The sequence below is a fragment of the Neptuniibacter marinus genome, assembly GCF_001597725.1.
GTDB classification, from domain to species: Bacteria; Pseudomonadota; Gammaproteobacteria; order Pseudomonadales; family Balneatricaceae; genus Neptuniibacter; species Neptuniibacter marinus.
On record NZ_LUTR01000022.1, the window covers coordinates 1 to 23383 of the forward strand.

The following is a 23383-nucleotide window of genomic DNA, read 5'->3' on the forward strand; positions in this document are numbered from 1 at the left end:
TAACTGGTGTGTGGTAACAACAGTTTACCAGTGGATCTCAGGCTTTTTCATTTACCATCCAAAACTATGGGACAGCAGTGACGCGTAAGTGGTTTTTTTTGTGCCGAATATACCGTAATAAATTAGCCGCTAGCATTGTGTATATACGGGGACTAATTTCGGATCATTGAGTTGGCTAGCCGGTGTAATGGTTTTTCGCTGCCAAGGTACAAACCCTAAATACCAGCAGCGCCAAAAGTTAACACTTGCTTGAGGGTTTTCTTGTAGTAATACTTCTAGGGTTTGGACTTTACCAATTTCGATACCTAAGGCCTCTTTGAAGGTCAGGTGAACAAACTTTGAGCAGAACTGGCGTTTAGAATCGTATTTAAATCCCAAATGATAATAACGGCCCATTTTTGTTTCAGCGACAGTTTTAAGTTTCGTAATTTGTTCTTGATTAAGCCCCTCTTTTACCCGCATAACACTGACTTCGTTATTGGTTGTTCTAGAAAGAAACTTGCGTAAGGGGCAGCGTGTTACTTTAGGAACTGCGCTTTCGAGTACATACCACTCATTATCTTCGCGTACTATAAAGCCCACATGTGAGGTCCAGCTTCCAGTGCCTTTGGCGACTTGGCGATAGAGAAAGCTATTAATCGAGATGAAGATAATATCGCCTTCTTTAACTTTATTAGTGATCTCTTTTTCAAGTTGATCCAGTTGTTGTGTATTCATCTCTGCTATCTCCTGCTACTTACTTAATATTTAAACGTCATCCGTTTTTTGTTGGAGCAAGTATTAATTTTATCTGACTATAAGGGGATTAAATTTTAACAAGTCGCGTATATTGATACTTTATGGCGCATTTAGCTCTATAGGTTGGGTGCAAATAAAAGGGGGAGGGGTAAAATGCCAACGACTTAACAGCAGTCATTTTAACGAACGGAGTTGGCTAGTTTATTTATGCGCATTTTACTATTGTCTGCTTATGATGCTGATAGCCATGTTTATTGGCGAGAAGGCCTAGTCGCACACTTATCTGAATATCAATGGACGGTACTTAAGTTACCGGGTCGATACTTCAGCTGGCGGATGAGAGGTAATAGCTTAAGCTGGGCTTTCTCTGAATATGAAACACTCTCCCAGCCGTATGATTTAGTGATCGCTACATCGATGACCGACTTATCCTCCTTGCGGGGTTTTGTTCCCTCTTTGGCTAATACGCCTACCTTGGTTTATTTTCATGAGAATCAATTTGCTTATCCAAGTTCAGGAAAAGAGTTTAAGAGCGTAGAGCCTTGTATTTTGAACTTATATACCGCCTTAGCAGCGGATTACTGCTTGTTTAACAGTGAGTATAACCGGAAGACAATGTTAGAAGGCGCGGCTGCTTTACTGGCTAAATTACCTGATCAAGTGCCTTTAGGTTTAATTGAGAGGATTAGGAAGCGCTCCTCAGTGCTGTCTGTCCCTTTGTGTGATGATAGTTTTTTGCCGAGTACTGCTATAAACGGCGAGTTTACTATTACTTGGAATCACCGTTGGGAGTATGACAAAAACCCTCAATTACTCTTAGATAGCATGCGGTTGTTATCTGATTTAGATGTGGATTTTACGCTCAATATTGTTGGTCAGCAGTTTCGTAAGATTCCTAAACAGTTCGATCTACTTAACGCGTTATTGGCCGATAGGATAGGGCATTGGGGCTATATGCCGTCGCGCTTGGCTTATCAGCAGTTGTTACAGCAATCTGATGTGGTTCTATCAACGGCCTTACATGATTATCAAGGTATTGCTGTACTTGAAGGTGCGGCTGCAGGTGCGTTTCCTGTTGTCCCTGATAGGCTCGCTTATACCGAACTGTTCCCTGAAGGCTGTCGCTATAGTGGAGAGGATGAGGCTGAGACGCTTGCGCTTTTGTTAAAGCAATTGATTGATTATAAAAAAGCAGGGAGAGGGCTTAAATGTGTCGATGTTTCTCATTTGAACTGGACGGTAATGGCGGACCATTACCGTCGTATTATTCAGCAGGTTGCATTAGGTAATGTGGTTAATTAAAGGCGGCGAGTATTAAATTTACGACCTTTAATTTTGCCTTTATTTAAGCTCTCTACTGCAGACCGAGCCACTTTAGCATCAACAGCAACGTAAGCGACATAATCTAGTACGTTGATCTTGCCGACTTGGCTGCCATCAATCCCGGCATCACCGGTCAGAGCACCGAGAATATCGCCTGGGCGTACTTTGTCTTTTTTACCGCCCGCGATAGAAAGTGTCGTCATGGGAGGCTTGCTAGGAACAAAGTCTGCTTTGGCGGTAGGTAAAGGCGTCACACTGAATTCAGTCTTTAGATAGGTCTCAATTGCCGCTACTTTATAGGCTTCTGATGGCTGATAAAGGTTGAGGGCGATCCCCTGTTTTCCTGCACGACCAGTACGGCCAATACGATGGGTGTGTACCTCAGCATCGCGGGTGATGTCATAGTTTATTACACAGGGTAACTCGTCAATATCAAGGCCACGTGCTGCCACATCCGTTGCAATCAAGAATGAACAGCTGCGATTGGCAAACTGCATAAGCACTTGGTCACGCTCTCGTTGTTCCAAATCGCCGTGGATCGCTCTAGCGCTATAGCCCATCGCTTTTAGGTGTTGTTGAACATCGTTACAAGTTTGCTTCATATTACAGAAAATTACTGCAAACTCAGGTTGATAGTTACTGATAATATCTGTCAGATTATTGAGTTTATTTTCTTTGTTAATCTCAAAGAAATATTGCTCAATTTGGTTTTGGCTATGGGTTGATTCAACTTCAACTGTCACAGGGTCTACTAGAATATCAGCGCTAAGTTTAGCGATTGATTTAGGGTAGGTCGCAGAGAAGAGTAGTGTTTGACGCTTTTTGGGTGCATGGGAGATGATATCCCTAATATCGTCTGCAAAGCCCATATCTAGCATACGGTCGGCTTCATCTAAAACAACTGTATGGACTTGTTCTAAGCGTAAGGTTTTCTTGCGAAGGTGATCTTTAATGCGTCCTGGGGTGCCTACAACAATATGTGCACCATGCTCTAAAGAGCCAATCTGTGGCCCGATAGACTGCCCGCCACATAAAGTTAAAACCTTCACATTCTCTGTAAAGCGTGCAAGTTTACGCAACTCGTTAGCGACTTGGGTGGCAAGCTCACGGGTAGGACAAAGCACTAACGATTGTGTGGCAAAGTTCTTTGTCTTGAGTTTTAGTAGCGTGCCAATACCGAAAACAGCTGTTTTACCACTGCCAGTCTTGGCTTTGGCTATTAGATCCTTACCTGCAAGTAGTTCTGGTAATGCTTGCTCTTGAATCGCGGTCATATGTTGATAACCCAAGCTATCTAGGTTGGCAAGCATGGATTGCGGTAGGTCTAAATTGGAAAAAAGGGTATTGGACACAGTAGGCTCATTTGGAAAGGATTAAAGATGAGTTGATTATAAATCAAATTCGTCTGCTTCGGAGAAAAAAGCGTCGTAAATCGCCTTTAAGGACAGAATTATTTATAAAGCTTGAGGTGAAAAAGGGATAGCTTAGAAGATTCATTATTTTCCGGCTCCTTTTCAAGAAGTCAGTATTTTTTTTGCGTATACTCGTGTCTGCATTTAACGATGATTTGGTAGAAAAAATGAAGACTCGATATGACGTTGTGATAGTAGGCGGTGGCATGGTTGGTGCGACAATCGCTTGTGCCTTAGGTGGTAGTAATCTATCTGTGGCGGTTCTTGAAAATCACTACCCTGCGGAGTTTGATAGTGAGCAGCCACACGATCTACGTGTTTCAGCTATTAGTGTAGCGTCTCAAAATATCTTACAGAAGGTTGGAGCTTGGGAAGGTATATTATCGCGCCGTAGTTGTCCTTATCGTCGTATGAAAGTGTGGGAGGCGAGTGAAGAGAAGGCTGCTACAGAGTTCGTTTCAGATCATATTGGCTGTGATTACCTAGGCCATATTGTAGAAAATCGTATCATTCAATTAGCTTTGCTAGAGCGTTTGCAGCAGTTTGATAATATCGACCTTATCTGCCCTGCAGGTATTCAAGAGATTGATTACTCTCCTGGTAGCAGCATCATTCGTTTAGATAATGATCGAGAAATTATAGCAAGGCTTCTGGTTGCGGCCGATGGTGGTGAGTCAAAGGTACGTTCAGCGGCAGGTATTGGCGTTAATAAGTGGGATTATGAACAAAGTGCATTAGTTGCCTCAGTTACAACCCACTATCTGCAACAAGATATCACTTGGCAGCAATTTACTCCTACTGGGCCTTTAGCCTTTCTTCCACTATCTGGTAATCACGCATCTCTGGTTTGGTATAACACCCCAGATGAGATAAAACGGTTAATGGCATTGCCTGATGATCGCTTTATGGCTGAATTAACATCGGTCTTTCCTGACTGTTTAGGGAATATAGATCAACTCTTAGGACGTGGCGCTTTTCCACTAAGACGACAGCACGCACAGCAGTATGTACTTGAAGGTGTTGCCCTAGCAGGTGATGCTGCCCATATGATCCACCCGCTGGCAGGCCAGGGCGTTAACATAGGTTTGTTAGACGCTGCTGCACTCGCTGAAACACTGCTTGTTGCTGCTAAGACGGGTGAAGATATCACTGAACTAGAGGTATTGAATGATTACGAAAAACAACGCCGTCAACATAACCTCATTATGATGCAAACCATGGATCTGTTTTATCGTGTCTTTAGTAACCAAAGCGGTCCATTAAAACTACTGCGTAATCTAGGTTTAGGTATTGCGGGTAAAGTGAGTCCTGCTCGAAATAAAGTGATGCGCTTTGCTATGGGGCTTGAAGGGCCATTGCCCGACTTGGCAAGATCAGAAGATATTTAGGATAGAAATTCTGGATAAAAAAAGCCGGTCAGGGCGACCGGCAAAGGATATAGGCTGAATTAACCAGCCAGAGTAGAGAAGTGGGATCGTAACGTGATCCCAAACGATCTATTCTTTCGCTGCTGCTTTTGGCGCTGCAGGTTTACGCTTTGCAGGCGCTCTTTTCGCTGGAGCTTTCTTTGCAGGGGCTGCTGCAGGTTCTGTTTTTGCTTTTGGCTCCGCCGCTACAGGTGTTGCAGCCGCCGTCGCTTCAGAAATTGCGGTTGTAGTTGCTTCAGTCGCTTCTGTTATAAATTTGTTGAAGTCGGATACATAAGGCATCTCTTTTATTTCAGAAAGACTTTTCTCAACAATGTCTGAAATCTCATCTTTTGCAGTTGTTAATGCAGCGAGTTCTTTTTCAGCGACTGAAGTCATTTTTACTTCTAAGTTTTTGAAAAATTGAACCTGAAGCTCAATAGCGTCTTTAGCATCTTTAACTTCTGAAAGTGCTTTTAGCTGAGCAACACTTGAATCAACAAAGTCTGTTACGTATTCAGACTGAAGGGAAAACAAAGTTTCCAACGCTTTTTTATTTACTTCAGCAACATCAATTGCTGGTTGCATTTTTTCCTGGACGTCTTTCATCAGATCATCATACATGTTCAATTCCTCTGAGAATCAAAAATTAACTTTGTGCGTTGCAGCATTTGTATTCAATATAGTGATTAATAAATAACCTGTCAAATATTTTTTTGTGCAATGCACAAAAAAAGACTGTTTTTTGCTCTTCCTATTTTTATCTCTTTATAAACAATTAGATAGCTGGTTTAAGGTGCTTTTCTGTGGGGGAGTATTGGTTGCTATAATAGCTATTAGCGTCTCTCTTAGACCTTAGTTGATTAAAAAGAGTCGAAGAATTATGCGTACTTAGGCTGTTCAAGGTTGTTCATCGTAGCTAATAGTCATTACAATCAATCAATAGGGTAGAGTTTTCTGTATTTATTGTCTCAAAGCAGGATGCTTTACCGGTTTTAAGCTTGTCAGTAACGGGATCAATTTTTTTCATGACAATTATTCAGACTGCTCCAACCCCGCATAAGACTTTCGAATTTATCCGTACAGAAATAATAGAATCACTCGGGATTGATGTTACAGAGTATCGTCATACCAAAACGGGGCTTGTGCATTACCATATAGCAGCTGACCATACTGAAAATGTTTTCTTAGTTGGCTTGCGGACAGTTCCAGAAGATTCTAAAGGTGTTGCACATATATTGGAGCATACAGCTTTGTGTGGCAGTGAACGTTTTCCTGTACGTGACCCATTTTTTATGATGACTCGGCGTTCTCTAAATACGTTTATGAACGCGATGACCAGTAGTGACTGGACGGCTTATCCTTTTGCAAGTCAAAACCGTAAAGACTTTTATAATCTATTAGATGTATACCTTGATGCGGTTTTCTTTAGTCGCTTAGATCAAATGGATTTTGAGCAAGAGGGGCATCGTGTCGAGTTTTCTGAACCTAATAATGCTGAATCGGATTTAGAATATAAAGGTGTAGTGTTTAACGAGATGAAAGGGGCGATGAGCTCGCCGGTTTCTCGTTTATGGCAATCAGTGACAAAATATCTATTTCCGACTACGACCTATCATCATAACAGTGGGGGAGAGCCGGAAAGTATCCCTGATCTTACTTATGATGAGCTGTTAGCATTCTATAAAACCCATTACCACCCGAGTAATGCGGTTATCATGACCTTTGGTGATATTCCCGCTGCGGATCTACAGGCTGTTATTGAAGATAAGGCGCTCTCTCGGTTTGAAAAACTAGATGAAACGATTGAGATACATGATGAAAAACGTTATTTCTCACCCTTACGTGTAGAAGAGGGGTATGAGTTAGATCAAGAGGATACAACAGGTAAAACGCATCATGTTCTGGCTTGGTTATTAGGTCAGTCTAATGACTTGGAGGCGCAGTTGAAAGCGCATCTTATGTCTCGAGTACTGTTGGATAACAGTGCATCTCCTTTGCGTTTTGCGCTAGAAACAACGGATCTGGGCAGTGCTCCTTCACCCTTGTGCGGTTTAGAAGATTCTAATCGTGAAATGAGTTTTATGTGTGGTCTAGAAGGCAGTGAGCCAAAAGATGCTGATGCGTTTGAAGCTTTAGTGCTAAATGTATTAGCTGAAGTTGCAGAGAACGGTGTGCCGATCGCAATGTTGGAAGCTCAGTTACATCAGTTAGAACTTCATCAAAGAGAGATTAATGGTGATGGCTACCCTTATGGTATGAGCTTGTTAATGGCTTCTTTAGGTGCGGCTATCAATCGAGGAGATCCAATCGCTTTACTTAATCTTGATCCAGTTTTAGACAAGCTGCGTGAAGAGATTAAAGATCCTAATTTCATTAAAGGGATGGTTAAAGACCTTATCAATAACCCCCATCGAGTGCGCTTAACCTTACGCCCTGATAATCAATTGGCTGTGAAACGAGATTCGGCTGAAAAAGCGCAGCTTAATAAGATTAAAGCAAGCCTAAGTGAGGCTGAAAAACAGAAAGTTATTGATCGTGCTGCTGCCCTTGAAGCAAGACAGTATCATGAAGATGATGAGTCTATTTTACCTAAAGTGACATTAGCGGATGTGCCTGATGATATGTCAGTGCCTGAACCGACAGGTGTAGCCTCTAAGTTACCTTATGTACGCTTTGATAGAGCAACGAATGGATTAGTTTATCAACAGGTGATTATTCAACTTCCTGCGTTAGACCAGGAGGAACAGCATCTATTACCTTTATATAGCCATCTGCTTACAGAGCTAGGTTGTGGTGAACGTAGTTATCAGGAAAATCAGCAGTATCAAACAGAAGTAACGGGTGGAATTCATGCTTTTGCATCTGTGCGAGGTATGCCTGATGATGAGCAAAATGTTAAAGGTTACTTTACCTTGTCAGGTAAAGCGCTTGTTTCTAAGCAGGCGCAGCTGACTGATCTTCTGAAAGAGACTTTAGCTTGCGCTCGTTTTGATGAGTTAGCTCGTATAAAAGAGGTTGTTTCTCAACAGCGTACCCGTAAAGAACAAAGTATAACTGGTCATGGTCATGCGTTAGCGATGATGGCAGCGACTTCGAAGATGAGCCCCGCCGCGGCATTATCTCAGGCGACAAAAGGACTTGAGTCTATACATTTTTACAAGACCCTAGATGATGACTTAAAACAGGATTCTGCACTTAAGTCTCTTGCTGAACGCTTAGAGCAGTTACATCAAAAAATTGCACAAGCACCAAAGCAGTTTTTAATGGTGGCTGAAGAGGAGCATCAGAACCAGCTGCAAGGCTATTTAGAAAGTAGCTGGCAGTCATTAGCTGATAAGTCTACTGAACTGTTTAGTTTGCCACCCTTGAGAGAGAAGGTTAAGCAGGCTTGGGTGACGAGTACACAAGTTAGCTTTTGTGCAAAAGCTTTTACTACAGTGGCAGTTGAGCACCCCGATGCTGCTGCGTTGACTGTACTCGGTGATTTTTTACGCAATGGTTTTTTACATAGAGCTATTCGTGAGCGTGGTGGTGCTTATGGTTCGGGGGCAGGTCAGGATTCAGGAGATGCCGCTTTTAGGTTTTTCTCATACCGTGATCCTCGTTTAACCGAAACCTTGGATGATTTTGATGCTTCGATAAAATGGCTGTTAGACAGTGAACACGATGAGCAGCGACTGGAGGAAGCGATTCTGGGTGTGGTTAGTTCTATCGATAAACCAGGTTCTCCAGCCGGAGAAGCTAAGCAGGCTTATCACAGTAGTTTGTTTGGTCGTACGCCAGAACAGCGTCGTAAAGTGCGTTCACGTATATTGCAGGTGACTATTGATGATCTGAAACGTGTTGCAGAAACCTATTTACTTGATGCTGAAGCAAGTATAGCGGTGGTTACTAGCCAAGCTCAGGCAGAGACGCTTGGATCGGACTTTGAGATCATCGAGGTTTAACGGCGGGTAAGTCGCTATATTGATAAATTAAGTGGCTGACGTGCGTTAAGCGATTACATTTACCCATAGCCCCTAAATATAGGGGCTTTTTTGTTTGGCCGTATATATGCCTATCAATCCGCTTTATCGTGGAGCGTTACTGATTATCCTGTCAGAGTTTTTTTTGGTGCTCTCAGGGATGCTCATTAAACAATTAAGCGGTGAGCTACCAACCGAAGTAATTGTCCTTGCGCGTAACCTTTTTGCATTACTACTTATACTTCCATGGCTTTATAGTGTCGGTTTACATCGCATCTATACTCAAAATTTACATTTACATTTTGCCCGCGCAGCCGTCGGCGTTACCGCAATGATGTGTTTGTATTATGCATGGGGGAATTTGCCGCTGGCCGAAGCAGCCCTTATCAAACAAACAGCGCCTTTTTTTGTACCTTTGATCGCTTTGTTCTGGCTAGGTGAGCGTATTGGTAACAGGGTTAAAACTGCTATTTTCATTGGCTTTTGCGGTGTCTTTCTTATTTTAAATCCTACCGACCAAACGATTAATATCGCTGTGTTAATTGCCTTGTTTGGTGCCATATTAGGCGCCTTGGCAAAAGTGATTGTCCGCCGGATGAGTATCAGTGAATCTCCGCAGCAGGTTGTTTTCTATTTCGCATTTTTTAGTACAGTGTTGGCTTTTGTTCCTGCGATGCTTAATTGGGTAACGCCCTCATTAGCCGCTTGTGGGTGGCTTCTTTGTGTTGCTATAACCTCAACAATTGCCCAGTTATTATTGAGTAAAGGCTACGGATTAGCGCCCGCTGGTCAGTTAGGGCCTTATACATACTCATCGGTTGTATTTGCAGCTCTGTTGGGTTGGTTGTTTTGGCAAGAGGTGCTTGATCTAAATAGCATTATTGGTGTCGTTTTAACTATTAGCGCAGGTATTCTTTCTGCTGTTTCTCGCAAAAACAAACAATCAAAAGCGGATAATTGAGCAGAGAGTGTTCAATTTTTTAGTAGAGATTGATTTTTTTATCTAGATGTCAATAAAGTGCTTGTAATCCTCGCTAGGAGTGGTACTACTGTAAGTGTAGAGGGGATATTGAAAGGCATTTTAATTGAGTCCCCTAATAGCAACATTGCATTAAGGATTTACACATGAACATTAAAATCACTCACCGCAATGCTAAAGTTTCTGACAATATGAAAGACAAAGTAGAAGCATGGCTAAACAACAGTCAGGAGCGTTATGAGGTTATTACTAGCGCCCATGTTATCTTAGAAAAAAATGATCGTGAGGATTTGGCAGAAGCTACTATTCATATTGCGGGCAAAGATATATTTGCTAAAGCGAGTGCCGATAATTTATATGCAGCACTTGATACTCTAGCGGATAAAATTGATCGCCAGCTAGATAAAATTCATCAGAAAAATGTTAATAAGAAAGGTGCGCAGAAACCAGCAACAGAGTCTGCTGTAGATGACGCTTTTGATGAAGACTATGATGAAGAAGAGATGACACTCGTTCAATAGGACTATTCATCTATAGAGAATGCCCAGCTTAAGCTGGGCATTTTTGTATCTGAGTTAAAATTTAAAGTGCTTAGAAAGTCCTTTAATGTGTTCCATAGCTATTGTGATTTTGTAAGCTGCATATAAGGGCTCAATTTTAAAATCTACTCATAGTTATTTATGAAGGTGTTTTGCCATGAATTCACTCTCGTCTGATATTAAAGTGTTAAGTGTAAAAGCAGATGAATGGGCTATTGTTTACCCTATGTGGGAGCACTTAATCTGTGAGTTACCGAGTTATCACTTCAATCCCTTTGGCAAACCGCTATTGGATGAACAGAGAGTCCATCTTAAAAACACATTACAGGGCTGTTTAGCTAAAGATGAGGCGGAAGTGTGTGTTGCTGTTAATGAAAATAATGAAATATGTGGCACGATAGCCGTTATTCAGAACACGCAGCGGGGATATGATCAACCAAAGAGCGGGGTTCTTTTTAATCTTTGGGTTAATCCTCTAATGCGCCGCCATCAAATTGGTACCACTTTAGTCAAGTATGCAAAGGAGTGGTTGTTGGTACAGGGAGCGACCTCTATGCAAGTTGGCTGGCATCTTGATAATAGTATCGCGGCTTCTTTTTGGCTCAAGCAGGGATTTCGTCAATATGAATGTATAGCTGCCACTTTTTTGAATTGAGTAGCACTAATTGGTGAGGCTCTAGGCAAATAAGCTTGTGTATATACATTGGTATGCTTTGCGAATGCAAGTTATGGGCTATGTATATCAGCTATGTGTGTGAAATCAAAAAAAGTGATTTTTTTATCAATTAATTGCCAAATTGTCATAAAACTGTAATTACTCAGCGTAACAAATCCGTCATAATTCGCGCGCCTGAGCATTTTGTTTTTTCCGCTCAAAAATGTTTTTTCGACTCATTAGGGTGCGTTGTATGGTCTCTACCAATAATCCATTTTTGCAGATGTTTGCGCGTTCGCCGTTCAAACCTATGCAGGAACACATCGCTAAAGCGCAAGAATGTGCGATAGAGCTAATTCCTTTTTTTGAAGCTGTAATGGCTGATGATTGGGAAGAGGCTAAAAAAATTCAAAGAAAGATCGCCGTGCTTGAAGGCGATGCTGATGCAATGAAGAAAGATATTCGTCAGAACCTCCCGAAGAGTATTTTTCTACCTGTTCCCCGTACCGACCTATTAGAGCTTTTAAGAATGCAGGACAAAATTGCCAATCGGGCTAAAGACATTTCAGGTCTAATGCTTGGACGAGAAATGTCTATACCTGCGATTATTCAATCAGATATGACCGAGTATGTTCGCGTTGCTTTGGAAACATCAGAACAAGCTTTAACGGCGCTTAATGAACTTGATGAACTGGTTAATAGCGGATTTGGTGGCCATGAGATCAGTGTGATTGAGAAGATGCTAGATCAATTAGATGCGTTGGAACACCGTACTGATGAGCACGAGAGAGATATTCGTGCAAAGTTATTCAGTATTGAGAAAGAGTTACCGCCAATTGATGTCATGTTTTTATATCAGGTAATTACTTTGATAGGTGATCTAGCTGATCGTGCTCAACAAGTCGGTAGCCGCTTGCAGCTACTCGTCGCTCGTTAATTTGGTAGGTTATTAGAATGGAAATTATTGCTCAGTACGGCGACATAATCGTTATTCTTGCATGCGTATTTGGTTTCTTTATGGCTTGGGGTGTTGGTGCAAATGATGTTGCCAATGCAATGGGCACCTCGGTAGGTTCAAGGGCGTTAACACTTAAACAAGCGATTATGATCGCGATTATGTTTGAGTTTTTGGGTGCTTATTTAGCCGGTGGTGCCGTTACGGCAACAATTCGTAAAGGTATTATTGACCCCAGTCTATTAGCAGGAACACCTGAGTTACTTGTGTTTGGTATGCTTTCAGCGCTTTTAGCTGCAGGTATCTGGTTACTGGTTGCTACGCATTTTGGCTGGCCCGTTTCCACAACCCATTCGATTGTAGGTGCCATCGTTGGTTTTGCTGCAGTGGGTATCTCTGTTGATGCGGTCAACTGGGGTAAGGTTACTAAGATTGTCGCAAGCTGGGTTGTTTCGCCGGTTACCGCGGGTTTGATTGCATTCTTCTTGTTTAGGAGTGTGCAACGCTTAGTTTTAGATACAAAAGATCCCTTTATAAATGCTAAAAAGTATATTCCCGTTTATACCTTTTTAGTAGGGTTTATGGTCTCTATGGTGACCTTCATTAAAGGCCTGAAACATGTGGGGCTTGATTTTAGTTGGAGTGAAAGTGCTTTAGCATCATTAGCCATTGGTGTGATAGTTATGCTGATTGGTATACGGATGCAGAAAAACATTCAACCGGACCCTGAAGCTGATCGTGATCATCACTTTGCGAGTGTTGAGAAGCTGTTTGGCATTTTGATGATGTTTACGGCGTGTGCAATGGCATTTGCTCATGGTTCTAATGATGTGGCTAATGCGGTTGGTCCTTTGGCTGCGGTCGTTGGGGTTGTTGCTGCAGGCGGTGAAGTTGCACAGAAAACGGCGATGCCTGTATGGATCTTGCTATTGGGTGGTGCGGGTATTGTTGCAGGGCTAATTATGTATGGTCATAAGGTTATTGCAACAGTCGGTAGTAATATCACTGAATTAACGCCAAGTCGTGGTTTTGCTGCTACCTTAGCAGCTGCAACAACCGTTGTATTCGCTTCAGGCACGGGATTGCCTATCTCAACTACGCATACTTTGGTGGGAGCCGTGTTGGGTGTTGGTTTAGCGCGGGGTATGGCCGCGTTAAATATGCGTATTGTAGGTACGATCTTTGTATCATGGGTTGTCACGCTTCCCGCTGGTGCGGGTCTAGCCATAATATTCTTCTTTATGTTTAAGGGTATGTTTAGTTAGAACGAAAAAGATAATGAAGAAAGCCCTGTAATGAATGAATTACAGGGCTTTTTTTTACTTAATGTTTAAAAAGGATCACAAAAAAGCTTATATTAATGTAAAATTTGTGCCCAATTTTTTGCTTTGGGTCTACCCAAAATCCAACCAGTAATATTCGGAAAAACAATGCATACAGTTGAGAAGATCGGCGGTACTTCAATGAGCCGCTTTGAGGAGTTGATGGACACTATTTTGGTGGGTAAACGTACCGCTCCAGAAGAACTGTATAACCGAATTTTTGTTGTGTCTGCGTATGGGGGGATTACCAATTACCTTCTAGAGCATAAAAAAACAGGTGAACCAGGGGTTTATGCACGGTTCGCTAATGCTGAGTCTGAACAAGCTTGGGTTGATGAGCTAAATAAAGTTCAAGCGCGTATGGAAGAGATTAATGCTGAACTTTTTGCAGATGCAGAGTTTGAGCGTAATGCCGCTGATAGCTTTGTAATCGAGCGACTGAATGATGTTCGTGATTGTATGAAAAGTTTACATCACTTGTGTACCTATGGGCATTTTCAGTTAGAAGAACACTTGATGAAAGTGCGAGAAATGTTGGCATCAATTGGTGAAGCTCATAGTGCATACAACTCGGTACTTGCTTTGCGCAAAGCAGGTATTAATGCTCGTTTTGTTGATCTAACCGGTTGGCATATGGATCAACCTCTTCCCTTTGAGGAGATGATTCAGCAACAGTTTTCAGATGTCGATATTGCAAGTGAAATGTTGATAGCGACAGGTTATACACATTGCGAAGAAGGGTTAATGAAAACCTTTGATCGTGGTTACAGTGAGATGACGTTTAGTATGATCGCTACAGTAACCGGTGCAAACGAAGCAATTATTCATAAAGAGTATCATCTAAGTTCGGCGGACCCTATGTTGGTTGGGCCGGATAATGTGATGACTATAGGTGCTACGAACTATGATGTGGCTGACCAGTTATCCAACTTAGGTATGGAAGCTATCCACCCTAAAGCGGCCAAAGGTCTACGTCGTAATGGCGTAAAACTACGTATTAAAAATGCATTTGAGCCTGAACATGAAGGGACAATAATTAGCCAAGAATATCATAGCGATACACCTCGTGTTGAGATTGTTGCTGGGCGTAAAGATGTTTTCGGTATTGAAATATTTGACCAAGAGATGCTTGGTGATGCTGCTTATGATATTGAGATATCTAAGCTGCTTTCACAACTGAAGCTGTATGTAATTAATAAAGATGCCGATGCAAACAGTATTACCTACTATGTAGGTGGCTCTCGTAAAATGGTTAATCGTGCAACACGTCTGATGGAAGAGATGTATCCCGAAGGTCAGATTCGCTTACATAATTTGGCTATAGTGTCTGCTATAGGCTCTCAGATGAAAGTTAAAGGTATTTTAGCTCGTACGGTTAGCGCATTAGCAGAAGCCGGGATCAATGTAATGGCATTACATCAATCCATTCGTCAGGTTGAGATGCAATGTGTGGTTTCTGAGGAAGACTATGAGCAAGCGGTGATAGCGCTGCATGCTGCATTGATTGAGCAGAGAGGCTCTTCAAAAAATTCTGCGGTTTAAGTTGCCTGGTTAAGTTACTTAGACTGCAGTTGCAACTGAGTTGCGACGTTTTAACAGACTTGAATCTAGTTTATAGTTAGATTCAAGTCTGTTTTTCTATTCTATTGAAGACGACGTAGTCTTAATTTTTACCTAATGTATAGGTTTTCTATTATTAATAGCTATTATCCTGTGAGTTTCTGTAACTTATACTGAGTGATTTAATGCCTTCCAATAATGATCAAAAGCAGCAGGATATAACACCTCAAGCGCGGGAGCATTTCTATGATGTACTATATGGACGTCGTGATGTCCGTGGCCAATTTCTAGCTGATGAGATCCCTGATGAAGTACTAACCAATATATTACATGCGGCTCACCATGCGCCTTCCGTTGGTTTATCTCAGCCTTGGAACTTTATTCTTATTCGTGATCCGCAAAAACGGCAGAAAATTTATGAAGCCTTCGTTTCTGCTAACGATGAAGCGGCACAGATGTTTGAGGGTGAACGGCGTAATAAATATCAAAGCCTAAAGCTACAAGGAATCCTTGATACACCGCTTAACGTCTGTATTACATGTGATCGTGAACGGGGTGGACCTGTGGTTTTAGGTAAAACTCATCAAGTTGAGATGGATCTATATAGTACGGTGTGCGCCGTTCAAAATTTTTGGTTGGCTGCGCGTGCTGAAAATGTGGGTGTGGGATGGGTTTCAATTATAGAAAAAGAAACCCTGAGTGAGCTTTTGAATTTACCGGATGGCGTTGTGCCTGTAGCTTACTTATGCGTAGGTTATGTTTCTGAGTTTTTAAAAAAACCTGAGCTTGAGCTTGCTGAGTGGGAAAAGCGAACCCAGCTAAAAGAGATGATTTTCACAGACTCTTGGGGAATTAAGTAAACAGTATGTTGTTTGCTTTTGACGGTATGTTCACTCTTAATAATGGATAAAGAGGAAAAGTGCATCTCTATTACTGTGCTAAAACGGTTTATTTTAAACTCCAGAACAGTTGTGACTGGACTAAGTTTAGGTAGGCAGGTACTGTTCTCAAAACTGAATATTACAATAGGAGTTAAATGATGGCTCGCGCAACTGCACGTCACATTTTGGTCGATACTGAAGAAAAATGTAACCAGCTTAAAGCTGAAATTGAGTCAGGTACTGACTTTGCTGAAGCCGCAAAAAAGCACTCTACATGCCCGTCTGGTGGTGAGGGTGGAGATTTAGGTTCTTTTGGCCGTGGTCAGATGGTTCCTGAGTTTGATACAGCTGTATTTACCGGTGATGTCGGTGTTGTTCAAGGCCCTATTAAAACTCAGTTTGGTTACCATCTTCTTGAAGTAACTAGCCGAGACGATTAAGTAGTCCGCATTTGTAAAAAAGAGCAGTGAGTGATTAGTGCTCTTTTTTTGTATCTAATTAATGCTACTGGGTTTGTCTAGGCTTCTTGTGAAGAATAAACTTATTAAATTAGTTATACCTGCGTGGGTGGAGCTGGTATCTTAGGCCTATATGCAGTGGAAGCCCTTTGCATGTAAAAAGTGGTATCGACAGGAATGGTAGGGAAGCATTTTTATAAAATGGAATGGATTGCAGCAGTCCTAGTTATAGTAGTTTTACTGATCTTTGGTTTTATGTCGATGGCTTCAAAAGAAGGCAGGGCCGTCGGTTTGGTAAAGGGACGTTTGGCACCTTGTGGGTCTAAGCCTAACTGTGTCTGTTCAGAGTACCCTGAAGATAAAAATCATTTTGTCGAGCCTTTTGTGATCCCCGCACAGGTTGATAGTATAGAGTCTTTAAGTCTTCTGGTTAAAAACCTCGTTACTGAGGTTGGCGGAGACGTTCAATTAGAATCTTATACTTACATTTCTGCTATTTTTACTAGCACCTTATGGGGGTTTGTTGATGATTTTGAGGTGCGTATAGATATGGATACTCGGGAAATTAACTTCCGTTCGGCCTCACGTGTTGGACAATCGGACCTAGGGGTCAATGCAAAGCGGGTTGAACGATTCGTTGAGTTACTCGAGGAACGGATAGGGCGGTGAAATTAGCCAATCTAGCGTGTTACGTGATTGGCTAGGCATAAGTCTATCTTAGGTAGTTCTTACTGATCTCTCTAAAAGTATCAGTTCCTGCTTTCTGCATCCATTCAAATGCAACCATTTCTCGGCTTACAATGTATATACCGCATTGACGCATGCGCTCCAATGCTAAAGCTTTATCTTTAGGATCTCTTGACGACACACAATCCGCCACAACATAGACTTCTCTTGCTTGCTGCTTTAATTGAATCGCTGTTTGTAAAACACAAACATGCGCTTCCATACCAACAACAACAACTTGATTTGGGCGTAGTGCGTTAATTTTTTCATTGCAGCTCGGTTCTGACATGCAGGAAAAGTGTTCTTTTTCCATTATCCCTTCTTCGGGTATAAGTTCTGCAATTTCCGGTATTGTGTGTCCTAAGCCTTGGGGGTATTGCTCGGATGTTAAAATAGGCACGTTAACTTTAGCGGCTATCTCGGTTAACCATCGAGTATTTTTAATGAGTTCAGTTGGTTCATCAATTGCTGGGACTAATTTATCTTGAATATCGACAATCAATAGACATGATTTGTTTGGATGGATCAGCATAATTAAGTCTCATGTAACGGTTATTAGTTAAAACTCATCAGTTGATTCGGTTGCTTTGACTGAGTTTGTAGGAATTATTTTATTATTATCATGCTCATAAAAATGAGGCCAGTACTCTTTGACGACAGGGCCATTAGCCGCAAGTGCGTGACAGGTATCTAGCATAGGTGGCTTTTTGTCGCCATCTTGCCAGAAGTTTTCCGCTAATTCACGTTCTTGGTGAGTTGCTTGGAAGGCGGTTGTTGCTAAAGGTCCAAGTAATTCAAGCAGGTGTGTGCATCCCCCGCGTCCAGAAAAGAGTGATTTTATTTTACCTGTAAAGCCCCGTGCTATTTGCAGTCCAATAAGTTGCTTATAGGCTTCGGTAATTTGTTTACAGCCACTGAAGGGGGTGTAATCCATCGAAGCGACCGCATCTAGTATATTGAGATCCATATCAATGGTGATACGTACAGACATTCCATGCAAAGGCTCCCCAGGGGGAATGATGCCGTTCTCTCTGTCTTTGTAATCCATGCTAAACGTTTTTGTGTCGATGAGATGGGCTTCAATGTCCCATAAACCGTCTTCACGTTTAAAACCTTCACAAATAACGCGGCGGGTATGTTTGAGTGAACGGGCAGAGGCTATAGGTAATGGCATAAATAGATAAACACTATGGTCTGACAGCCTATTGAACGACTGTTGCGGAAGTTATTAGATTATTTTAAAGCTTATTTAGACTGAGAACATTATAAACTTTGGTGTGCGGCTAAAGGCAATAAAAAAGGCAACACTCTGTTGCCTTAAATAGATAATCAAAATATAGACAACGTTTATCTATTCATACATTGCTTGCATGGATTCTTGAGCCCATTCGAGGCTAGCTCGGTAAGCTTTGTCGTAAATATTGCCGTCTAGATCAGGTGGCAGTAGATCCCAGTCACCATTCTCATAGTTCACAACATTACGTAGTACTGTACCTATAGGGCCTTGGCCTAAACTAACCGCTTCTTTTATATCATCACCAAGAGGCACTTGTTCTAGCATTGTCTCGCGCTCAATGTCGAGCATTGCATGCAGACCTGACATTATACCCGCCATAAAGTAACTCCCGTAGTTATTTAGCTTAGCTGCATGGGCTACCTCTTCACACATTCGCCCACGAATCAGCAAGCTTCTGGACAGTTCTTCGGGTTTTTCTTGATTTGAAGACATTGCGATCAAGGTTGCCCATTTTTTGACTTGCTCTAAACCAAGGAGAACGATGGCTTCTGCGATAGACTCAACTTGACGCACTAAGCTATAACCCGCTGAATTGACTATGCGCAGCAACTTATAAGTTAATGCAGGGTCTCTCATTATCAATTCTTCTAGCTTCTCCGGTGTAGCTTTAGGGCTTTGCAGTTCTTGTATTAACTGCATGAGCGCTACTTGGCTACCCTGTATCTTTTTGCCTTTAATAACCTTTGGTCTGCTTAAAAAGTGCCCTTGGAAAAGCTTGAAGCCTAACTCAATGCACGTTTCTAATTGTTCGTGTGTTTCTATTTTTTCAGCGAGGAGGGTGACTTTGTGTTTCTTAAGCTCTTTTACCTGCTCACGCACTTGCTCCATTGTTAATTCATAAACGTCAATTTTGACTATATGGGCAAGTTTTAATAATGGGTCATACTTGGGGTTATAGACAAAATCATCCATTGCTATTCTATAACCTTCAGAATGCAGTTTTTGAACCGCGCCCACCACTTCTTCATCAGGTTCAATATCTTCAAGTATCTCAAGTACAATATATTTTTTAGATACTTCTGGAAGTTGTTGGTCTACCAATATATCCCGTGTGAGATTAATAAAAGCAGGCACTCGCTTAAGTTCACCGGAATCAGAGATGCTAGTATAAGCATTAAGAATGACCTCGCTGGTCGCTTCAGAGTTTGCAAAGAGAGCGTGTCCTTGAACATCCTCAGTTCGATACAATAACTCATAGGCAACAACTTTTTGGTTCCGGTCGAAGATTGGCTGTCGGGCCATTAATACTTGTGAGTTTTCTGTTTGATCCATAAAAGCAGGCCATCCTATCTATCAGCGTAACATGATCAGGCTATATCTATAGTGTAGTCTGCCTATTATATCTTTAGGGAAAATTATTGCTCTTTATTTCTTTTAAGCTAATTAAGGTTTCATACAGTATAATATTGAACTTTAATTTTATCAGGGTTTGGTAATGGGTATAAATTGGTTTCCGGGACACATGCATAAAGCTCGGAAAGAGATTGCTAGCGTAATGGATGAAGTTGATGTGATTATTGAGGTCATTGATGCACGGTTGCCACAATCGAGTGAAAATCCGCTGGTTAATACGCTTCGTAAAGGCAAGCCTAGATTAAAATTGCTGAATAAGAGTGATCTAGCGGATGAAAAACGTACGCAGGAATGGCTTGAATATTTTAACAATCAGCCTGAAACTAAGGCGATAGCACTAGATTACACTCAGAAAAAATTAATTAACCGTATCGCTGATATTTGTAAGCAGATGGTGCCTTCGCGTTCTAATTCTGATCGTCCTGTGCGTGCTATGATTATGGGTATTCCTAATGTTGGAAAATCTACATTAATCAATGCGTTGCTAGGTAGAAAGATTGCTAAAGTTGGAAATGAACCGGCTGTTACTAAAACTCAGCAGCGATTCACAACACATAATGGTATGGCGCTTTCTGATACACCGGGCTTTTTATGGCCTAAAATTGACGATAAAGATTCAGGTTATCGTTTGGCCGCCAGCGGTGCGATAAAAGATACAGCGATAGAGCATGAGGATGTAGCCATTTTTGTCGCGGGCTTTCTTCGGAATGATTATCCCGATCGTTTGATCGCGCGATTTAAATTTAAAGAGATGCCAACTATTGCAGAAGATGTGCTAGATGAAATAGGGCGTAGAAGGGGCTGTCTTCGTCCCGGCGGTGTAGTTGACCGCAACAAAGCCTCGACGTTGCTTCTTAATGAGCTACGTTCAGGTAAGTTAGGACGAATTAGTTTTGAAACGGTTGAGGAGTGGGCGGAAAAACGTCGTATTGCTGAACTTGAACGAATAGAAGCTGAGGCACTCGCTGCCGAAAGTGAAGGTAAAAAATAAATGGCACGTATTAAGAAAAGTCGTAAGGCTAAGGGATTTATTGATGACTCAGGGCCTAGTCGTAGAGAGCGGTTAGCGGATCCGGATAGTTATGATAGCCGTCGTCGTAAAGCGTTGGAGAAGAAAAAGCGGCATCAATCAGTTTATGAAAAGAAAAAAGCAGAGAGTGAAGAGGATGAAAATTCTCAAGAGCAACGGAAAACACGCTTAGCTGATAAGATCCGTAAATTGAATAAAGAGAAAGCTCAACAAAGTTAATGTTGTGGTTCCAATGTAGAAAAGTACGCAAGGCTTGAAGTGAAGGTGTGCTCGATCTGATTTACTCGAATGGAATTTGCTTTAGTGCATGATCAGTTGATGTAGAGTTTGAGTACACTTTTTTGTTAATGATAATTTTAAATATAATATTAGTTTTCTTTTGAGTATGTGCTGATTAGTCGTTTGCTGCTCACCCTCCAGACTATAAGTAATTTTAGTAAACCTGTGAAAATAGGTTTTTTGTTGTTTCTGCAATCACTGTTACTTGGACTTGATTTTTTCTTGTCACTGCTTTTTTTGTATTAACAGATTATCTGCTTATGAAAATAAGCTCATGATACAGTCTGTTTCATTAAGTTAATTCAATGGAACACTGTGTCGGCTTTAACTTCCTTTTTTACGCAATCGTTTTTATTTAACTATTTGATTTTTAAAATAAAAATATCGATGGCATAAAATCTGCTTTTTTAGGTATGAGAATCATGTTTCTCACTTGGATTCTTACATAGAAATAATAAACCCTAGCGGAAATCCACAGTAAAGGAAGCGGCTAATGTATAAATATAAATTATTCAGCCCTAGAAAGATTGCTCTAGCAGTTGCTGTCTCTAGTATAGCAATAAGCGGCACCACTTATGCTGCAAACCAGTCCAATTGGACTGAGTATAATGGTGATAAATCTGGATCTAAATATTCAGAAGCGCCACTTGTAACGACCGAGAGTGTGAAGGATATGTCAGTAGCGTGGGAATGGTCCATGCCTGATAATCAATTATGGAAAGACAACCCTGATCTACGGACATGGATGAACCAAAGTACTCCTTTGGCTATCGATGGCATTATCTATTCTAGTTCACCTATGTCGTTGGTATCTGCTATTGATGGTGCAACAGGTAAAACATTATGGACGTTTGACCCTAAAGCTTACGCGTTTGGTTCTCCACCAAACTTAGGCTTTATTAGTCGCGGCGTAACCTATTGGGAAGATGGGAGTGACAAGCGTATCCTCCTTGGCACCGCTGACGGTTATCTTATCTCGCTTAATGCAAAAACAGGTAAGCCTATAAAATCTTGGGGAGATAATGGTCGTATAGATATGACCAAAGGTCTACTCAAGCCGGTCGATCGTGCAATTATATCTTTAACGTCACCACCAATTGTATGTGGTAATCAAATTATCCCAAGTATGGCTGTGTTGGACTCCTTTGCTGTAGGTCGTCCGCCTATGCAAAACCATCCTGCAGGTGATATTCAGGCGTTTGATATTAAGACCGGTAAGCGTTCTTGGGTATTCCATAACCCACCTCAGAAAGGTGAAAAAGGTAATGAAAGCTGGGACAGCGATGCTTGGAAAACCACCGGTGGCATGAATATGTGGGCACGCCCAAGCTGTGATGAAGAAAATGGTTTAGTTTACTTGCCATTCTCTACACCAACCAATGACTTTTATGGTGGTGAGCGTCCAGGGGATGGTTTGTTCGGTGAGTCTCTTGTTGCCTTAAATGCTAAGTCAGGAAAAATCGCTTGGTACTATCAATTAGTTCACCATGGGTTATGGGATTATGATATTCCTACCGCGCCGAACTTAATGGATCTTACGGTTGATGGTAAGAAAATAAAAGCGGCGGTCCAAGTTACAAAACAAGGTTTCATTTACGCATTCGATCGTCTGAATGGTAAGCCAATTTGGCCAATTGAAGAACGTCCTGTTCCTCAATCCACTGTGCCTGGTGAAAAATCGTCACCAACGCAGCCTTTCCCAACGAAGCCTGCTCCTTTTGTTCAGCAGGGGGTTACACAGGACGATTTGATCGATCTGACGCCTGAACTGAAAAAAGGCGCAATGAAAATCCTGAAACGTTATAACTACGGTGAGTTATTTACGCCGCCTACAACAACTAAAGCCGGTACGCTTCAAGTTCCTGGTGTTCTTGGTGGTGCTAGTTGGGTTGGGGCTGCTCATAACCCTAAAACCAATGTTCTCTACGTAAACTCGTTTACCATTCCATTTGGCATTAAGCTGAAGAAAGAGAAATCAGCCGCCTATAAGTACACAGGTACTTGGGCTGGTGTAGGTGGTCCAAAAGGCCTGCCTTTGTTTAAGCCGCCGTTCTCTACAATGACAGCAGTCGATATGAATACTGGTGAGCATCTATGGCGTATACCTGCGGGTAAGGGGCCTGTTAATCATCCTGAGATTAAACACCTTAACTTAGGCCGTGTTGGTGTTCCTCGTCAGAGTCATTTTACATTGACTGAAGATGTACTGTTTGTTGCGCCAGAAGGTACTTATAGTGTGTTAGGTTTATCTACACGTGGTAATGCTCTGATTGCTCAAGCAACAGGAGAAGAAGAAGAGCCGTACATGTACGCTCATGATGCTAAAACCGGTAAGTTGATTTCAGAAGTGAAATTACCTGGCGGCGTTTTTGGGGCATTAATGTCGTACAGCGTTAATGGTAAACACTATGTTGTGATGCCAGTAGGCGGTGCGGGTACCGATGCTAAGCTTGTGGCTGTTCAAGTAGGTGGTAAGTAAGGCTAAGGCCTGTGGAGGGCTAA

At 41.8% G+C, this 23383-nt stretch carries 21 protein-coding genes; 15 read left to right on the plus strand and 6 right to left on the minus strand.

Annotation, left to right across the window (positions count from 1 at the left end):
* Nucleotides 1–129: 129 nt before the first annotated feature.
* Nucleotides 130–717, minus strand: a complete 588-nt coding sequence (locus A3774_RS13120; protein WP_067868358.1) for a YiiX/YebB-like N1pC/P60 family cysteine hydrolase — start codon at nucleotides 715–717, stop codon at nucleotides 130–132.
* A 228-nt stretch (nucleotides 718–945) separates the two neighbouring features.
* On the opposite strand from A3774_RS13120, the gene A3774_RS13125 reads away from it, so the two are divergent.
* Nucleotides 946–2040, plus strand: a complete 1095-nt coding sequence (locus A3774_RS13125) for a tRNA-queuosine alpha-mannosyltransferase domain-containing protein (protein WP_067868362.1) — start codon at nucleotides 946–948, stop codon at nucleotides 2038–2040.
* Here A3774_RS13125 and dbpA read toward each other — a convergent pair.
* Nucleotides 2037–3413 carry an ATP-dependent RNA helicase DbpA gene (dbpA, locus tag A3774_RS13130; protein ID WP_067868365.1) on the minus strand — a complete coding sequence of 459 codons (1377 nt, stop codon included), beginning with the start codon at nucleotides 3411–3413 and terminating at the stop codon, nucleotides 2037–2039. The two genes, A3774_RS13125 and dbpA, sit on opposite strands and share 4 nt — an antisense overlap.
* 227 nt (nucleotides 3414–3640) lie before the next feature.
* Here dbpA and A3774_RS13135 point away from each other — a divergent pair, with 227 nt between their 5' ends.
* Nucleotides 3641–4861 carry a UbiH/UbiF/VisC/COQ6 family ubiquinone biosynthesis hydroxylase gene (locus A3774_RS13135; protein ID WP_067868466.1) on the plus strand — a complete coding sequence of 407 codons (1221 nt, stop codon included), beginning with the start codon at nucleotides 3641–3643 and terminating at the stop codon, nucleotides 4859–4861.
* A 108-nt stretch (nucleotides 4862–4969) separates the two neighbouring features.
* Here the strand turns inward: A3774_RS13135 and A3774_RS13140 are convergent, their stop codons facing one another.
* A complete protein-coding gene (locus A3774_RS13140) occupies nucleotides 4970–5503 on the minus strand; it encodes a phasin family protein (RefSeq protein ID WP_082792439.1) in 534 nt (177 codons plus the stop codon).
* Between the two features lie 404 nt (nucleotides 5504–5907).
* Here A3774_RS13140 and A3774_RS13145 point away from each other — a divergent pair, with 404 nt between their 5' ends.
* From A3774_RS13145 to A3774_RS13190, 10 genes are all read left to right on the plus strand, one after another.
* On the plus strand, nucleotides 5908–8829 hold the full coding sequence (locus A3774_RS13145) for an insulinase family protein (protein ID WP_067868368.1): 2922 nt from the start codon (nucleotides 5908–5910) through the stop codon (nucleotides 8827–8829).
* A 106-nt stretch (nucleotides 8830–8935) separates the two neighbouring features.
* Nucleotides 8936–9808, plus strand: a complete 873-nt coding sequence (locus A3774_RS13150; RefSeq protein ID WP_067868370.1) for a DMT family transporter — start codon at nucleotides 8936–8938, stop codon at nucleotides 9806–9808.
* Between the two features lie 164 nt (nucleotides 9809–9972).
* Complete coding sequence (gene hpf, locus A3774_RS13155; RefSeq protein WP_067868373.1) at nucleotides 9973–10347, plus strand: ribosome hibernation-promoting factor, HPF/YfiA family; 375 nt, start codon at nucleotides 9973–9975, stop codon at nucleotides 10345–10347.
* Nucleotides 10348–10522: 175 nt separating this feature from the next.
* Nucleotides 10523–11020: a GNAT family N-acetyltransferase gene (locus A3774_RS13160; protein ID WP_067868376.1), complete on the plus strand. Its 498-nt coding sequence runs from the start codon at nucleotides 10523–10525 to the stop codon at nucleotides 11018–11020.
* 253 nt (nucleotides 11021–11273) lie between these two features.
* Nucleotides 11274–11957 carry a TIGR00153 family protein gene (locus tag A3774_RS13165; protein WP_067868379.1) on the plus strand — a complete coding sequence of 228 codons (684 nt, stop codon included), beginning with the start codon at nucleotides 11274–11276 and terminating at the stop codon, nucleotides 11955–11957.
* Between the two features lie 17 nt (nucleotides 11958–11974).
* A complete protein-coding gene (locus A3774_RS13170) occupies nucleotides 11975–13240 on the plus strand; it encodes an inorganic phosphate transporter (protein ID WP_067868382.1) in 1266 nt (421 codons plus the stop codon).
* 165 nt (nucleotides 13241–13405) lie between these two features.
* Nucleotides 13406–14839: an aspartate kinase gene (locus tag A3774_RS13175; protein WP_067868385.1), complete on the plus strand. Its 1434-nt coding sequence runs from the start codon at nucleotides 13406–13408 to the stop codon at nucleotides 14837–14839.
* 203 nt (nucleotides 14840–15042) lie between these two features.
* Complete coding sequence (gene bluB, locus A3774_RS13180; protein WP_067868388.1) at nucleotides 15043–15717, plus strand: 5,6-dimethylbenzimidazole synthase; 675 nt, start codon at nucleotides 15043–15045, stop codon at nucleotides 15715–15717.
* A gap of 179 nt (nucleotides 15718–15896) precedes the next feature.
* The gene (locus tag A3774_RS13185; RefSeq protein ID WP_067868391.1) at nucleotides 15897–16178 is read left to right on the plus strand and encodes a peptidylprolyl isomerase; all 282 of its coding nucleotides are present in this window, start codon (nucleotides 15897–15899) and stop codon (nucleotides 16176–16178) included.
* 195 nt (nucleotides 16179–16373) lie between these two features.
* Nucleotides 16374–16865 (plus strand): DUF1499 domain-containing protein, encoded by a 492-nt coding sequence (locus A3774_RS13190; RefSeq protein WP_082792440.1) that lies wholly within the window; start codon nucleotides 16374–16376, stop codon nucleotides 16863–16865.
* 43 nt (nucleotides 16866–16908) lie between these two features.
* On the opposite strand, the gene A3774_RS13195 is transcribed toward A3774_RS13190, so the two are convergent.
* The 3 genes from A3774_RS13195 to A3774_RS13205 all read right to left on the minus strand — a co-directional run bounded on the left by A3774_RS13195 (nucleotide 16909) and on the right by A3774_RS13205 (nucleotide 19491).
* On the minus strand, nucleotides 16909–17454 hold the full coding sequence (locus A3774_RS13195) for a hydrolase (RefSeq protein ID WP_067868399.1): 546 nt from the start codon (nucleotides 17452–17454) through the stop codon (nucleotides 16909–16911).
* Between the two features lie 27 nt (nucleotides 17455–17481).
* Nucleotides 17482–18096 (minus strand): DUF2889 domain-containing protein, encoded by a 615-nt coding sequence (locus A3774_RS13200; protein ID WP_067868402.1) that lies wholly within the window; start codon nucleotides 18094–18096, stop codon nucleotides 17482–17484.
* Between the two features lie 177 nt (nucleotides 18097–18273).
* Entirely contained in the window at nucleotides 18274–19491 is a 1218-nt protein-coding gene (locus A3774_RS13205; protein WP_067868405.1) for an EAL and HDOD domain-containing protein, read from the minus strand.
* Nucleotides 19492–19654: 163 nt separating this feature from the next.
* Here A3774_RS13205 and ylqF point away from each other — a divergent pair, with 163 nt between their 5' ends.
* The 3 genes from ylqF (at nucleotide 19655) to A3774_RS13220 (ending at nucleotide 23360) form a co-directional block, all read left to right on the plus strand.
* Nucleotides 19655–20563 carry a ribosome biogenesis GTPase YlqF gene (gene ylqF, locus A3774_RS13210; RefSeq protein ID WP_067868408.1) on the plus strand — a complete coding sequence of 303 codons (909 nt, stop codon included), beginning with the start codon at nucleotides 19655–19657 and terminating at the stop codon, nucleotides 20561–20563.
* A complete protein-coding gene (locus A3774_RS13215) occupies nucleotides 20564–20821 on the plus strand; it encodes a hypothetical protein (protein ID WP_067868411.1) in 258 nt (85 codons plus the stop codon). It begins immediately after the preceding gene.
* Nucleotides 20822–21374: 553 nt separating this feature from the next.
* Nucleotides 21375–23360, plus strand: coding sequence for a pyrroloquinoline quinone-dependent dehydrogenase (locus A3774_RS13220; protein WP_067868414.1), 1986 nt, complete (start codon nucleotides 21375–21377; stop codon nucleotides 23358–23360).
* Nucleotides 23361–23383: the final 23 nt, after the last annotated feature.